The organism is Salinimonas lutimaris (assembly GCF_005222225.1).
Lineage (GTDB): Bacteria > Pseudomonadota > Gammaproteobacteria > Enterobacterales > Alteromonadaceae > Alteromonas > Alteromonas lutimaris.
On record NZ_CP036536.1, the window covers coordinates 3,089,376 to 3,103,917 of the forward strand.

At 51.7% G+C, this 14,542-nt stretch carries 14 protein-coding genes; 3 read left to right on the forward strand and 11 right to left on the reverse strand.

The features are described 5' to 3' along the window. Positions 1–6: 6 nt before the first annotated feature. Positions 7–633, reverse strand: coding sequence for a carbonic anhydrase (locus EZV72_RS13580; RefSeq protein WP_137167732.1), 627 nt, complete (start codon positions 631–633; stop codon positions 7–9). A gap of 155 nt (positions 634–788) precedes the next feature. Between EZV72_RS13580 and EZV72_RS13585 the strand changes: the two genes are divergently transcribed. Together EZV72_RS13585 and EZV72_RS13590 are read left to right on the forward strand one after the other, a co-directional pair. Next, the gene (locus tag EZV72_RS13585; RefSeq protein ID WP_137167733.1) at positions 789–1,742 is read left to right on the forward strand and encodes a hydrogen peroxide-inducible genes activator; all 954 of its coding nucleotides are present in this window, start codon (positions 789–791) and stop codon (positions 1,740–1,742) included. Between the two features lie 86 nt (positions 1,743–1,828). Then, on the forward strand, positions 1,829–2,731 hold the full coding sequence (locus EZV72_RS13590) for a LysR family transcriptional regulator (RefSeq protein ID WP_137167734.1): 903 nt from the start codon (positions 1,829–1,831) through the stop codon (positions 2,729–2,731). On the opposite strand, the gene EZV72_RS13595 is transcribed toward EZV72_RS13590, so the two are convergent. Genes EZV72_RS13595 through metA form a run of 4 tightly spaced genes read right to left on the reverse strand, consistent with a single transcriptional unit; the run spans position 2,732 to position 7,949 of the window. Continuing rightward, positions 2,732–3,322: a DUF938 domain-containing protein gene (locus tag EZV72_RS13595; protein WP_137167735.1), complete on the reverse strand. Its 591-nt coding sequence runs from the start codon at positions 3,320–3,322 to the stop codon at positions 2,732–2,734. Continuing rightward, a complete protein-coding gene (metH, locus tag EZV72_RS13600) occupies positions 3,315–5,939 on the reverse strand; it encodes a methionine synthase (RefSeq protein WP_137167736.1) in 2,625 nt (874 codons plus the stop codon). Before metH ends, EZV72_RS13595 begins: the two co-directional genes overlap by 8 nt. A gap of 9 nt (positions 5,940–5,948) precedes the next feature. Beyond that, on the reverse strand, positions 5,949–7,004 hold the full coding sequence (locus tag EZV72_RS13605) for a homocysteine S-methyltransferase family protein (protein ID WP_137167737.1): 1,056 nt from the start codon (positions 7,002–7,004) through the stop codon (positions 5,949–5,951). Between the two features lie 3 nt (positions 7,005–7,007). Next, complete coding sequence (gene metA / locus EZV72_RS13610) at positions 7,008–7,949, reverse strand: homoserine O-acetyltransferase MetA (protein ID WP_137167738.1); 942 nt, start codon at positions 7,947–7,949, stop codon at positions 7,008–7,010. Positions 7,950–8,101: 152 nt separating this feature from the next. Between metA and ppnP the strand changes: the two genes are divergently transcribed. After that, entirely contained in the window at positions 8,102–8,386 is a 285-nt protein-coding gene (ppnP, locus tag EZV72_RS13615; protein ID WP_137167739.1) for a pyrimidine/purine nucleoside phosphorylase, read from the forward strand. A 116-nt stretch (positions 8,387–8,502) separates the two neighbouring features. Here the strand turns inward: ppnP and EZV72_RS13620 are convergent, their stop codons facing one another. The 6 genes from EZV72_RS13620 to EZV72_RS13645 all read right to left on the reverse strand — a co-directional run bounded on the left by EZV72_RS13620 (position 8,503) and on the right by EZV72_RS13645 (position 14,541). Then, complete coding sequence (locus EZV72_RS13620) at positions 8,503–8,943, reverse strand: DUF2802 domain-containing protein (protein ID WP_232364425.1); 441 nt, start codon at positions 8,941–8,943, stop codon at positions 8,503–8,505. 103 nt (positions 8,944–9,046) lie between these two features. Beyond that, positions 9,047–9,532: a chemotaxis protein CheW gene (locus tag EZV72_RS13625; RefSeq protein WP_137167740.1), complete on the reverse strand. Its 486-nt coding sequence runs from the start codon at positions 9,530–9,532 to the stop codon at positions 9,047–9,049. 22 nt (positions 9,533–9,554) lie between these two features. Then, entirely contained in the window at positions 9,555–10,337 is a 783-nt protein-coding gene (locus EZV72_RS13630; protein WP_408640818.1) for a chemotaxis protein CheW, read from the reverse strand. Next, on the reverse strand, positions 10,288–11,085 hold the full coding sequence (locus EZV72_RS13635) for a ParA family protein (RefSeq protein WP_137167742.1): 798 nt from the start codon (positions 11,083–11,085) through the stop codon (positions 10,288–10,290). Before EZV72_RS13635 ends, EZV72_RS13630 begins: the two co-directional genes overlap by 50 nt. Positions 11,086–11,099: 14 nt before the next feature. Further along, complete coding sequence (locus EZV72_RS13640) at positions 11,100–12,239, reverse strand: protein-glutamate methylesterase/protein-glutamine glutaminase (RefSeq protein WP_137167743.1); 1,140 nt, start codon at positions 12,237–12,239, stop codon at positions 11,100–11,102. Positions 12,240–12,267: 28 nt separating this feature from the next. Beyond that, positions 12,268–14,541 (reverse strand): chemotaxis protein CheA, encoded by a 2,274-nt coding sequence (locus tag EZV72_RS13645; protein WP_137167744.1) that lies wholly within the window; start codon positions 14,539–14,541, stop codon positions 12,268–12,270. Between the last annotated feature and the right edge of the window lies 1 nt (position 14,542).

A 14,542-nucleotide genomic window follows, 5' to 3' on the forward strand; every position in this document is an offset into this window, starting at 1 on the left:
CTGTGCTTACTCAGCGTAAGCATCTTCCACATTTTCAAACTGCTTGCTGGCTTCGTTGTACGCCAGAACATCACCGGTTTCGATGTCATACATCCAGCCATGTAGGGTCACCTGACCGGTAGCGATTTTTGCCGCAACAGCCGGGTGAGTTTTTAAATGCTGCAACTGCTGTAAAACATTTTCACGGGTCAGCTCGTCAAGATTATCAGCGCTCAGTTCACCGTGTTTTTCTTTAAGGACTTCTGCAGCGCAGCGGCAGTGGCCCAGCCACTCTTTAACATGCGGCAGGCTGTCCAGCTTTTCAGGCGCCAGCGCCCCTTTCATCGCACCACAGTCTGAGTGGCCGCACACGACAATATGGCTAACACCCAGCGCAGCAACAGCAAACTCAATGGATGCGGTCATACCACCGGTATTATTACTGTGCGGCGGCACGATGTTACCGGCATTACGGCAGATAAACAGTTCACCCGGTTCAGTCTGGGTCACCAGGTTAGGATCGATGCGTGAATCTGCACAGGTGATAAACAATACTTCCGGGTTTTGACCAGTGGCCAGTTTCTGAAAGGTTTCCCGTTTGCCCGGGAAGACATCTTTCTGAAATTTCTCAACGCCTTTGATGACATGTCTCATAAGTTCGCCCTTAACATTAACTTTACAAATTTGCTTTTTAAATTATCTACTTACAATTCTACCGCAATTGGCTCTGATAGAAACATAGAATGGTTTAAAAGCTCGTGATAACCTTTGACTATCAAAAACACTATCTAGTTCATTGACCTGATACCATGCTGCCTGACGGAAAATCCCCCTCCTTTAATCAGATCCGATACTTTGTAACCGTGGCTAAACACCTGAACTTTCGCCGGGCTGCACATTCTCTTGGCGTGAGCCAGCCAACCCTGACTAGTCAGATTAGTACGCTGGAGGCTACCCTGGGCCTGACACTGTTTGAACGCTCCCGTTCCGGTACACTGCTCAGCGCCCATGGTCATGCCTTACTTCAGTACGCAGAAAATATCCTAAAAAGCCATTTGAGCTTTCAGGAGATGGCCCGTAACCTGTCTGATGGTGAAAATACCATGTACCGGCTGGGGATACCGCCAACACTCGGGCCTTATTTATTGCCGCACATTCTGCCGGATATCCACGCGCTTAAGCCTAATCTGAAATTCTATGTGCGGGAAGCGGCGCCTAATCAACTGATGCACGGGCTGTTAACCGGTGAATACGATCTGATCCTGTCGCCGATATCACAGAATAATTCGCAGATTCAGAGCCAGCCGTTATTTTTTGAGCCGCTCAAGTTTGTTATGGCTTCTGACCATCCGCTGGCCGGTCGGGATTACGTAAAACCAGAAGCACTGCTGGGCCAGCAGGTACTGACCCTGGAAGACCGGCACCATTTTCATCATCAGGTTCAGGAAATATGTCTGCGGCTGGGCGCTAATGTAGCCAGGGATTATGAAGGCACCAGTCTGGATACATTACGTCAGATGGTGGTTATGGGCATGGGTGTGGCGTTTTTGCCCGGATTGTACATTCATTCTGAACTGCATAAGCCAGAAGCCCTGCATGTGTGTGAGCTGGCCGATATGCCAATTGTACGTCAGCATGTTCTGGCCTGGCGCAATACCTCACCGGCGCGCACCTTTTTCCGCGAGCTATCCGGGTTGATGCGCGATATTATCAGTCAGCGCTTGCACGAAGCGGTAACAGTGACCGAATCTGCTCCCTCCTGATGACTTTGCAACAAGATGTACTGTTGCATGTGGTTGATGACAAAAAATGCTATATTTTTATCAAACCATGACAAAAGCTCATCCTTATGATCGACCGGCAACATCTGCGTATTATTGCGCAAATTGATAAACAGGGCACCCTGACCGGAGCGGCTCAGGCGCTGCACCTGACCCAGTCGGCATTAAGCCATGCTATTAAACGGCTGGAAAGCCACTTTGATACCCCTTTATGGAAAAAGGACGGCCGTAAACTACGCCTGACTCAGGCTGGGCTGGCAGTCTTGTCTCTGGCCGAGCGGGTGTTGCCACAATTTGACTATGCCGAAAAACAGTTACGTGAGATTGCTGCTGGCAATCGGGGGACGTTACGTATCGGCATGGAATGCCATCCTTGCTATCAGTGGCTGCTCAAAGTGGTTGAACCCTTTTTGCGAAACTTCCCGGATGTGGATGTGGATGTTCGCCAGGAATTTAAATTCGGCGGCTTGCATGCTCTGCACGGCTTTGAAATTGATTTGCTGCTCACCCCTGATCCGCTGTTGCTGGACACCATCACCTATTTGCCGGTTTTCAGTTATGAGCAGGTACTGGTGATGCCCGCCTGCCACCCACTGGCTGACCAGACTTTTTTGCAACCGCAACAGTTGAGTAATGAAACCCTTATCTCTTACCCGGTGGAGCCTTCCAGGCTGGATATTTTTAATCAGTTTCTGACTCCCGCAGGGTGCGGGGTCAGACAACACAAGGTGATAGAAACCACGGAAATTATGTTGCAGATGGTCAGTGCCGGGCGCGGTGTAGCCGCTCTGCCCCACTGGCTGGCACTGGAATATGCCGGACAACTCGGGCTGGCGACCTGCCGGCTGGGCGAACACGGCATTCAGAAATCACTGCATATCGGTTATCGCAAAGCAGAGCAGCCAGACGGCTTTTTCAATGCTTTTATCGACATGGCCAAAGCGGTGGGCCAGGACTATGCGCCAAACTGATTAGCCGGCCTGTTTATGCCATTCAAGTAACAGATTATTAGCCGGCATGGTGTGAATACGCACCAGCGACAAACTGCCGGCCCAGCTTTCCAGCTCACTGATATCCCGATATCCGCCATAACCCTGTGCCAGCAGCTGCTGATGAAAATCCTGGTTGCTCTGGCTGGAAAACTCACCGCTGCGGGTAAACGGACCATACTGACAGAATACGCCTGCCTCGGGCAGTACCTGCTGTACATCCTGCATCATTTGCTTTACTTCATGACCCTGCATGATGTGGGCAGTGTTGGCGGTAAACACGCCATCGACCGCGCTGACCGGACAGGTATCGACACCCACCTTGTAGGCCAGCGGCGATAACAGATTAGACGCAGGCTCATCGGCCAGCCACTGATGAATACCGGCATGATACTGACGCTGGTCGCTGGTCTGCCAGTGCACATGAGGCAACTGACGCGCCATAAAAACCGCATGCTGCCCGGTGCCACTGCCTATTTCCAGAACACTACCGGTCCCGGCAAACGCTTGTTTTAACACCTGCGCGATGGGCCGTTTATTATTTTCACAGGCCTGACTGAATGGTTTAGTCATCCAGATTAGGCCCCAGCCATTTTTGTGCGTTCAGCACATCCCACTGTTTACGCTCAGCGTAATCCTGTAACTGGTCCTGCTGAATTTTGGCAACTGCAAAATAGCGGGACTCAGGATGGGCAAAGTACCAGCCGGATACCGAAGCGCCGGGCCACATAGCATAGCTTTCGGTCAGTTTCATGGTGGTGTGCTGCTCAGCGTTCAGCAGATCCCAGATAAGCTGCTTTTCCGTGTGTTCGGGACAGGCAGCATAGCCTGGGGCCGGGCGTATCCCCTGATATTTCTCACGAATAAGATCATCGTTGCTAAGCTTTTCATCTGCTGCATAACCCCAGTATGTCACCCGCACCTGTTCGTGCAGATATTCAGCAAACGCTTCGGCCAGACGGTCGGCCACTGCTTTAACCATAATCGCGTTGTAGTCGTCGCCGGCAGCCTTGAAGCTGTCAGCCAAGTCATCCTCACCAATACCACCTGTTACCGCAAAGGCACCGATGTAATCTTCAGTACCGCTTTGCTTAGGTGCAATAAAGTCAGACAAACAGTAGTTCGGGAACTTATCTTTAAGTGTTTGCTGACGCAGATGATGAGCAACGCCCGCCAGTGTTGTGCGGCTGTCATCGGCGTAGATTTCAATATCATCCCCGACCCGGTTCGCGGCAAATAATCCCACCACGCCTCTGGCCTGCAATGCCCCACTGGTTTGCAGTTCATCCAGCATACGGTTGGCATCGCGGAATAGCTCCTGCGCCTGCTCACCCACGATCTCATCTTTGAGAATACGCGGGTACTTGCCTGCCAGTGACCAGGTCAGGAAGAATGGTGTCCAGTCTATATACTTACGCAATGTAGCGATGGGTGCGGTCACCGGGGTCACGCCCATTTTCCGGGGTTTGACCGGGGCCTCAGAAAAGTCCGGCTTAGCACAGTTGGCCCGCGCTTCTGCCAGCGTCACGGGCCGTGAACGGGGTTGTTTACGAGCGTGCTGGGCACGCACCTTGTCATATTCGGCGTCCAGTTCTTTAGCAAAAATATCCCGGCTGGCCCGGTTCAGCAATTTCTGGCACACGCCGACCGCCCGGCTGGCATTGGCGACATAGGCCACTGGTGCATGGTAATTCTGCTCAATTTTCACGGCGGTATGGGCTTTGGAGGTGGTGGCACCGCCAATCAAAAGTGGCAGGTCAAAGCCCTGTCGCTCCATTTCTTTGGCCACGTGCACCATTTCATCAAGCGATGGAGTAATCAGCCCTGACAACCCAATCATATCGACATCTTCTTCTTTGGCGGTTTGCAGGATTTTTTCACACTGCACCATTACCCCCATGTCGATCACTTCAAAGTTGTTACATTGCAGCACCACACCCACAATATTTTTACCAATATCGTGAACATCGCCTTTCACGGTGGCCAGCAGAATCTTACCGTTACTTTTGCTGTCATCGCTTTTTTCTGCTTCGATAAAGGGCTGTAAGTGGGCCACGGCTTTTTTCATGACCCGAGCCGACTTCACCACCTGGGGCAAAAACATCTTCCCTTCGCCAAACAAGTCGCCGACCACGTTCATGCCGTCCATCAGCGGACCTTCAATCACATGCAGCGGACGCTCGGCCTGTTGCCGGGCTTCTTCGGTGTCATCAATGATGTAGTCGGTAATCCCTTTTACCAGCGCATGTTCAAGGCGTTTATTCACCGGCGCCTCGCGCCAGCTCAAGTCTTCTTTGGCTGCCGCTTTACCATCGCCCTGATAATTAGGGGCAATATCCAGTAAGCGTTCGGTGGCATCATCGCGCCGGTTCAGGATCACATCTTCCACAGCATCGCGCAGCTGGGCCGGAATCTCGTCATACACTTCCAGCTGACCGGCATTTACAATACCCATGTCCATTCCAGCGCGTATGGCGTGATACAAAAAGACCGAATGCATGGCTTCACGGACCGGGTTATTACCCCGAAATGAAAATGAGATATTAGATAAGCCACCGGAGATATGCACATGCGGACAGGTCTGGCGAATAATCCGGGTGGCCTCAATGAAATCCACCGCGTAATTGTTGTGCTCTTCAATACCGGTGGCGACCGCAAAGATATTCGGATCAAAAATAATATCTTCAGGCGCAAAGCCCACAGTTTCAGTCAGTACTTTATAACTGCGCTGGCATATCTCTATTTTACGGGCCTGAGTATCAGCCTGCCCCGACTCATCAAAGGCCATGACGACCGTCGCAGCCCCATAACGTTTGATCAGTGTGGCCTGTTCAATAAACTGTGCTTCGCCTTCTTTAAGGCTAATAGAGTTCACGATAGCCTTACCCTGCACACACTTCAGGCCTGCTTCGATCACTTCCCACTTAGAAGAGTCGATCATAATAGGCACCCGGCTGATATCCGGCTCTGAAGCAATCAGGTTTAAAAAGGTACGCATGGCCTCGACGGAGTCCAGCATGGCTTCATCCATGTTGACATCAATAACCTGCGCGCCGTTTTCGACCTGCTGGCGAGCCACATCCAGAGCAGTTTCATACTCGCCGTCCATAATCAGTCGTTTAAAACGAGCCGAGCCGGTCACGTTGGTACGTTCACCGATATTAATAAATGTTGAAAATTCTGCGGTCACAAACTCACCTTAATGGACGAAGGGTTCCAGGCCTGACAGGCGCATTTTTACTTCAAACTGCGGAATCACACGGGGGGCACAGTCTGCCACCGCGTCCGCCATGGCTTTGATATGCTCAGGGGTACTGCCACAGCAGCCACCGACAATATTTACCAGTCCGGCTTTGGCCCACTCACCGATATGGGCTGCCATTTCGTCTGCCTGCAAATCATACTCACCAAACTCGTTAGGTAAGCCGGCATTGGGATGGGCAGAAACCAGACACTGAGAAACCCCGGCTACTTCAGCAACATACTGACGCAGCAAGTCAGGCCCTAATGCGCAGTTCAGGCCAAATGAGAACGGGCTGGCATGACGCATAGAATAATAAAAGGCTTCGGCTGTCTGGCCTGAAAGCGTACGACCTGAGGCATCTGTTATTGTACCCGATATCATAACCGGCAGACGAAAACCCTGTTTATCAAATACCGTTTCCACGGCAAAAATGGCCGCTTTGGCATTTAGCGTATCAAACACAGTTTCGATCATGATGAGATCAGAGCCGCCTTCAATTAAGGCCTCGCATGACTCAGTGTAAGCTTCAACCAGCTCATCAAAGGTGACATTGCGCTTACCCGGGTCATTCACATCCGGCGAGATTGACGCTGTGCGGTTTGTGGGGCCGAGCACACCAGCGACAAAGCGTGGTTTATCCGGCGTGCGGTGGTTATATTCCTCAACGGCGTCACGAGCCAGCTTGGCGGCGGCCAGATTGATCTTGCGCGACTCTGCCTGCATGTCGTAATCCGCCATCGCAATAGTGGTCGCGTTAAAAGTATTGGTTTCGATAATATCGGCGCCGGCTTCCAGATAGGCACAATGAATATCGTAGATAAGAGAGGGCTGTGTGATGGCTAGCAGGTCATTATTGCCTTTCACGTCACAATGCCAGTTGGCGTACTGAGAGCCGCGGTAGTCCTGCTCTTCCAGCTTGTGTTGCTGGATCATGGTGCCCATCGCCCCATCCAGGATCAAAATACGGTTACGCGCAGCCTCAAATAGCTGCTCAATGCGATCACTTGTCACAGGTTACCTCTTTCTTAGCGACGAACCGTCGGCCAGTAAATTCAAATCGTACGGTGTATTCTGATACACAAAATAATTCAGCCAGTTGGTAAACAGCAGGCTGCCATGTGAGCGCCAGCGTACCATCGGTGGCTGGCTTGGATCATTATCCGGATAATAGTTAACCGGCACATCCGGATTGTTACCGGCTTCGATGTCCCGGTAGTATTCATCATTGAGCGTTTCAGGATCATACTCAGGGTGGCCGGTCACAAAGACTTTTCGTTTATCCTGAGACGCGGCAATGTAAGCACCAGCCACGTCTGCCTCGGCAATTACCTGAAGCCCTTCAATGCCGTTATAGCTGGCCGTCTCAATATGTCCAAAGCGAGAGTGCGGCGCGTAAAACACCGGATCAAAGCCGCGCAGCAGTTCATTATGCGAGTCCAGTACACGATGTTCAAACACCCCAAACAGCTTGCTTTGCCGCAATGTGCGGGTGACATCATAATAATGATACATGGCCGCATGTGCTGCCCAGCACAAATATAACGTAGACTGCACATTGCGCTCTGCCCAGTCAAGGATATGCGTCATACTCTCCCAGTATTTCACATCCTGATATTCCAGGTGCGCCAGCGGCGCACCGGTCACAATCAACCCGTCGTATTTTTTATTCTCCACACTGGAAAAGTCATGATAGAACGAATCCATGTGAGATTGCGGCGTGTTTTTGGGTGCCTGGTCATCAATACGGATAAGATCCACATTGATTTGCAACGGGGTGTTAGACAATAGCCGCAGTAACTGAACTTCTGTTTCAATCTTATTGGGCATCAGATTAAGAATACCCACTTCAAGCGGACGTATTTCCTGGCTGGCAGCACGCAGGCTGTCCATCGTAAAGATATTCTCTCCTGACAGAACGTCCTGAGCGGGGAGTTGTTCGGGTATACGAATCGGCATATTGACTCCATGCTTGAAGGTAGTGCTGTTATTTTGGCTGATGACAATCAGATGTCAACATCTTTACGTCTAGACGTCTAAATGTTTATTGCACATTGTTTGTGTTTATTGCACAGTGCGTCTTTAACAATAATGAAGGGAATATCCAGACTATGGCATTTACAGTAAACAGTTACTTTGATGATCAGGTGCGCTCTATTGCTTTTGACAGCGCCAATGGCCCATGTACATCTGGGGTAATGGCGGCTGGTGAATATACGTTTGAAACATCAAAGCACGAAGTTATGAAAGTGATGGAAGGAGAGATGACCATATTATTGCCAGGTAACAGCGAGTGGCAGACTTTTCCGGCCGGCACTGAGTTCACCATTGATGCCAACCAGTCGTTTGATGTAAAAACCAGCACGCCCACCGCGTACCTGTGTTTTTATAGCTAACCGAAAAAAGGGCACAAGATGTGCCTTTTTTGATGAAACCCGGGTTGTGTTGCGCAGCCATATGCAGCAAGAAGAACCGGGCTGCTTAGCCTGCGCGCTTCACCCGCCCGACAGGGTCAGGCAGAGGACCCGTCGTTTTGATGTATTGTGACAATCAACTCGGCTTCAGCGCGGGGAATATCGCAGGCTTCCATCACCTCTTCTACCGTTGCGCCCTGCTTCACCAGTTCCGCGCCGCGCTGATAAAGCCGCATGGAAGGATCCTGGAGTTTGACATCCCTGATTTGGTTTTCCAGCTCTCCCTGGCCGGTTTGCAGCTGCTGAAGATGGCGGCCCTGCACCAGTGCACGATGTTGCTGCTCTTCAATCTGGTGGTTCAGGTTATGCTGCTGCTCTTCAACCCGGGTGAGCTGCTGTAGCACAGCATCATGTTGTTGCGTCTGATGCTGCCGGTTAGTCCTCACCTGAATAGCCAGTGCAATCACCAGAACCAGCACGATAGCCGCTAACGCCAACGCGATGACAGAGAGTTGGGATGCATCCATAAAATCAATCACAATCGCCTTTAATATCAGTAGATTAGCAAGTAGAGAACAAAGAAGCCAGAAGTAAAAAAGCAGGCCTGAAGCCTGCTCTTACTACACCAAATATACCAGGTCACTAAAAGTTGGACAGCTCATCCCATTCATCGTCAGTCAGAAGCTTATTTAAATCAACCAGAATAAGCAGCTCGCCATCGCGATTGCTGACGCCCTGAATAAACTTGGCACTTTCCTCGGTACCCACATTCGGCGCGCTGTCAATTTCAGATGTTTTAAGGTAAACCACCTCAGCCACGCTATCGACCAGAATGCCGACAACCTGTTCATCTGACTCGATGATCACAATGCGGGTGTTATCGGTCACATCACTGGGTGGTAAGCCAAACCGGGCCCGGGTATCAATAACGGTCACCACGTTGCCACGCAGGTTGATAATACCCAGTACATAATCCGGTGCGCCCGGCACCGGAGCAATTTCGGTATAGCGCAATACTTCCTGCACCTGCATGACGTTTATGCCGTAGGTTTCATCTCCCAGCCGGTAGGTAACCCACTGCAAAACCTGATCATTATCGGGTGAATTATTTGCTCTTTCTTCGTTCATAACCTGCTCCGAATGCCCGGGATTAATCTTGGCTACCCAAGCCGCTATTAAGCATTGTAATTAACTGAGATACGTCGAGTAACGCACACATTTTGTCTTTAACCATTCCCGCCAGCCAGGGCCGCTTGCCAGTCACTTCACGCCACTTCACTTCTTGTTTAGACAGCGTCACCGTATTGACCAGCTTGTCGCTCGCCAGCCCCCATAAACTATCACTTAACATAATAAGATACTGATAGTTTAGCTTTTCTGCGAGATTTTGATCGTATTTTTCTGGCATCACCCATATTGCAGTGTCTACCACATTTAATTTTTGTTCCCGGTGCAGCATCACCCCTTTAAACCAGTCAGGCTTGCCAAACAGCGGGCTGATTTTATCGAGTTTGTGAATTCCCCCCAGGGTAATCAGCGGCACTGCCAGTGTCAGTCCGGCGACTTCAAAAAACAGGGCCTGAAAGCGCTCTTCCAACTGATCTTTCAGATGGGCTCTGGCCGGTATGACCGGCGGCGCTTCAACAGCCTGTAGTGCCTGATTAATTTGCTCAAACTGAGTTTGCTCAGGCAGTGAAGGTGCTATCACCGGTAGAGGTGTCACCGGTGCCGGCGTCACCACGTCAGGCCCAGGCGCTCCGGCCTCCTCAGTGGCGATATCCAGTGCCGCCTGTTCCAGCAAACGCGCTGTGCGGGCGGTAACATCAGCCGGATCCTCTGGCTCTTTAAGCAGCCCGTCCAGGTAATCCTGCATCACGTCTTCTTTAGCAAACGATGCGCGCTTGGTCACAGCCTTCTCCGGCACATAAATCATTCAGTAAGCGGGAATACGCCAGTACCCCGCGAGTTTTTGGAAATACCACAGAGGCAGGCAGGTGCGTCAGGCTGGCGTCCCTGAAACGGGTATCCACCGGAATCACATCTGCCCACACCTGTTCACCGTGTTCTTCATTCAGCTTTGCCTGCGCCTGATTAGCCGCCCGGGTGCGCCGGTCAAACATGGTGGGCACAATCAGCGTATCAAAGGACTTCTCCAGCGACCGGCCCATGATGGTTAAGGTATGCACCATCCGATCAAGCCCTTTCAAGGCCAGAAACTCGGTCTGGACCGGAATAATGACCTTATGACAGGCAGCCAGCGCATTGACCATCAAGACCCCGAGTACCGGCGGGCAATCCAGCAGCACATAGTCAAACTCACCGGCAATCGCCGCCAGGGCTTTTTTCAGTTTCAGGCCCATCCCCGGTTCACTGCCCATTTGCCGATCCAGCGTGGCCAGCGCCATACTCGCTGGCAGAACAAACAGGTTATCCAGCTTGGTCGGACACAGACAATCCATAACATTATCGGCGGTAAGTGGCGATTTATTAACAAAAATATCGTACACCGACGCTGACTGCTCTTCGGCATCAATACCAAAGTAATAGCTCAGTGATGCGTGCGGATCGGTATCGACCAACAGCACCCGGTGCTGTTGTTGTGCCAGCAGCCCGCCCAGGGTCACCGTAGTGGTGGTTTTCCCTACGCCCCCTTTCTGATTGGCTACTGTCCAAATCTTCACACCTTTGCTCCTGCTTACCGGTTCATCTCAGTAATGACACACCCGGCGATATTGTCGATACTGATACTTTTCTGGGCTACCCCGGCTTTTGTAATAGCCTGCGGCATACCATAAACCACGCAAGACTCCTGGTCCTGCGCCCAGACTGTTCCGCCCAGCCTGCGCAAGGCCTGACAACCCTGCAGGCCATCAGAGCCCATTCCGGTCAGAATGATACTGAGCACATCCCCGCCAAACACATCTGCCACGCTGTTAAAGGTGACATCCACACTGGGCTTGTAAGTGATTTTGGGATCATTATCTTCACTGATAACAATTAAGGTGCGGGTGCCCTGACGTTTAAGGGTCATTTGTTTGCCCCCCGGTGCCAGATACGCACAACCGGGTTTCAGTTCGTCACCATTTTCAGCTTCTTTTACCGAAATACGACAATAGTTATTCAGTCGCTGGGCAAATGCATTGGTAAAGGTGCCCGGCATATGCTGTACCAGTAAAACAGGATGTGGAAAATGCGCAGGCAACGGCGCCAGTAATTTTTGCAGTGCTACCGGTCCACCGGTAGATGCGCCGATAGCCAGACAGCTGTAGGCTTTACCGGAACGGGACACCGAGGACACAGTTGGCTGAGTACTGGCTTCTTTTTGTCCGGTTAATACACTGGATGAGCGAAAAAAGGTGTGTTTAGGGGCATTCGCCGGCATCTCCGGCATAATACGCGCAGGGGCCTGAGGCCTTGGAGCCCGGCCCATACCGGTTCCGCGCCGGGCCAGCAGCCGCACTTTGGTGCGTAACATACTGGATACCTGACGGCGGTCCTTGGCAATTTCCTCAAATTTTTTGGGTAAAAAATCCAGCGCACCGGCTTCCAGAGCGTCCAGTGTTGCCTGCGCGCCCTGATGGGTCAGGGACGAAAACATTAAAATAGGCAATGGCCGTTTTCCCATGATCGCTTTGACCGCAGAAATGCCGTCCATGACAGGCATTTCGACGTCCATCGTAACCACGTCTGGTGACAGCTCGGTAAGCATCGTCAGTGCTTCCTGTCCGTTGCGCGCCTCGCCAACAACTTCCAGTTCCCTGTCTTCATCAAGAATTTCACGGACACGACGACGATAAAAAGTCGAGTCGTCGACAATGAGAACTTTAAAAACCATGAATGCTGAAATCCTTTTGCGCCGCCTATCAGCGACGCGCGTAACGTTTTAACAAGCTTGGAATATCCAGAATCAACGCAATGCCCCCGTCAGAGGTAATAGTTGCTCCGGCCATACCCGGCGTTCCCTGTAACAAGGCATCAAGCGGTTTAATAACAACTTCTTCCTGACCAATCAGCGCATCCACCACAAAGCCAACTTGCTGAGTACCGATTTGCATCACCACCACATGACCTTTTTCACGGTCAATTTTATGATGACCACGAACCAGCCATTCACCCAGAAAGAACAGCGGGATAGCTTTGGAGCGAACAATCATCGTCAGCTGGCCATCAACTGTGTTGGTCTTTTTAATGTCCATATTGATAATTTCGCTGACCGCGCCAAGCGGTAAAGCAAAGGTTTGCTTGCCCACAATAATCATCAGGGTAGGCAGAATCGCCAGTGTCAGCGGCACTTTTATCTCAAGGCGGGTGCCTTTGCCCAGCTGTGAGTCAATATTGACCATACCATTGAGCTGGGTGATTTTTGTTTTCACCACATCCATGCCTACGCCACGACCGGAAATATCACTGATTTCAGTTTTGGTCGAAAAGCCCGGGGCGAAAATCAGGTTAAAGGCTTCAACATCTGACATACGGGCGGCTGCATCTGCATCCAGTACGCCACGGCTGATAGCAATTTCCTTGAGCTTTTCCGGATCCATCCCTTTACCATCATCTTCGATGGTCAAAAGAATATGATCGCCTTCCTGGGAGGCTGACAGTTTCACTGTTCCCATTCTGGGCTTGCCGGCCGCCTGACGATCATCTGGCATCTCGATACCGTGGTCGACAGAATTTCTGACCAGATGCACCAATGGATCAGCCAGGGCTTCTACCAGGTTTTTATCCAGATCGGTCTCTTCGCCTTCCAGCTCCAGAGTAATTTCTTTTTTCAGGCTGCGGGCCAGGTCACGAACAACCCGGGGGAAACGGCCAAACACCTTCTTGATTGGCTGCATGCGGGTTTTCATCACCGCACCCTGCAAATCGCCGGTCACCACATCCAGATTCGCAATCGCTTTGGACATGGACTCATCATTACTGTTGATGCCCAAACTCAATAAGCGATTACGCACCAGTACCAGCTCGCCGACCATATTCATGATCTGATCAAGCCGCTTGGTATCAACCCTGACAGTAGTTTCTGCAGCTGGCTGAGCCGCTGCTGCTTTTTTGTCGTCTTTTTTCGGCGCGGCCTTGGCTGCCGGTGCAGCGGCCGGTTTAGCCGCTCGACTGGGTGCCGGAGCAGGTGTTGGCGCGGGAGCTGGTGCTGCCGCCTGTTCCTGTTTAGCCTGCTGAACCGCCTGGGTGGCGGCAGTATCTATCTGAACCGCTGGCTTTTTGGCCGGCTCGGGTGCGCCACCCACTGATGGGCCCTGGCCTTTGCCGTGTAACTGATCCAGCAAGGCTTCAAATTCATCGTCGGTGATTTCATCACCACCGGCTGCGGCCGCCGGTGCTGGCGTTGCTGGCGCAGCAGCCGGGGCGCTGTCGCCGCCAAACTGTCCCTTACCGTGCAGCTCATCCAGCAGCGCTTCAAATTCATCATCCGTAATATCGTCACCACCCGCCTGCGTCGCAGCTACCGGTTTATTTTCGGTTTGCTGAACCGCTGCAGATGGCTGGGTTGGACGACCTGGCGCGCCGGTGCCATGCAGTTCATCCAGCAAAGCCTCGAACTCATCTTCACTGATTTCTTCAATTCCTCCATCAGTGCTACCTGCATCAGCTGGCGCACTAACAGCAGCCACTTCCGGTGCTTCGGGAACCAGTTCGGCAATGTCCTGGGCAACGTCGTCATAATTACCGGCGGGCACATCCTGATGACCGGCCACAGTGCCTTCACCAAAAATATTTTCGTCCGGCGACTCAGGCGTACTGAGTTTATGCAGTAAATCAACCAGCTCAGCATCTGCAGCTTCAAGAGGTTCACGGGCTTTTACCCGCTCAAACATTTCCACTACCACGTCAGTGGCGCGCAATATGACATCCATTAATTCGGGGGTCAGCGAACGCTGCCCGTTTCGCATAACGTCAAATACGTTTTCTGCACCATGGCAAATTTCCACCAGCTCTGTCAGCGACAAAAAGCCGGCGCCGCCTTTTACGGTGTGGTAGCCACGAAATATTGCATTGAGCAGGTCGCTGTCTTCGGGATTATTTTCCAAATCCACCAGCTGTTCCTGCAACTGTTCCAGAATCTCTCCGGCCTCGACCAGAAAGTCCTGTAAAATATCCTCGTCCACTTCAAATGCCATG

What these genes read in the sequence shown, in the direction of transcription:
- EZV72_RS13580 (WP_137167732.1), bottom strand. Translation starts at nt 633, where the DNA reads ATGAGACATGTCATCAAAGGCGTTGAGAAATTTCAGAAAGATGTCTTC.
- EZV72_RS13585 (WP_137167733.1), top strand. Translation starts at nt 789, where the DNA reads ATGCTGCCTGACGGAAAATCCCCCTCCTTTAATCAGATCCGATACTTT.
- EZV72_RS13590 (WP_137167734.1), top strand. Translation starts at nt 1,829, where the DNA reads ATGATCGACCGGCAACATCTGCGTATTATTGCGCAAATTGATAAACAG.
- EZV72_RS13595 (WP_137167735.1), bottom strand. Translation starts at nt 3,322, where the DNA reads ATGACTAAACCATTCAGTCAGGCCTGTGAAAATAATAAACGGCCCATC.
- metA (WP_137167738.1), bottom strand. Translation starts at nt 7,949, where the DNA reads ATGCCGATTCGTATACCCGAACAACTCCCCGCTCAGGACGTTCTGTCA.
- ppnP (WP_137167739.1), top strand. Translation starts at nt 8,102, where the DNA reads ATGGCATTTACAGTAAACAGTTACTTTGATGATCAGGTGCGCTCTATT.
- EZV72_RS13625 (WP_137167740.1), bottom strand. Translation starts at nt 9,532, where the DNA reads ATGAACGAAGAAAGAGCAAATAATTCACCCGATAATGATCAGGTTTTG.
- EZV72_RS13630 (WP_408640818.1), bottom strand. Translation starts at nt 10,337, where the DNA reads ATGATTTATGTGCCGGAGAAGGCTGTGACCAAGCGCGCATCGTTTGCT.
- EZV72_RS13640 (WP_137167743.1), bottom strand. Translation starts at nt 12,239, where the DNA reads ATGGTTTTTAAAGTTCTCATTGTCGACGACTCGACTTTTTATCGTCGT.
- EZV72_RS13645 (WP_137167744.1), bottom strand. Translation starts at nt 14,541, where the DNA reads ATGGCATTTGAAGTGGACGAGGATATTTTACAGGACTTTCTGGTCGAG.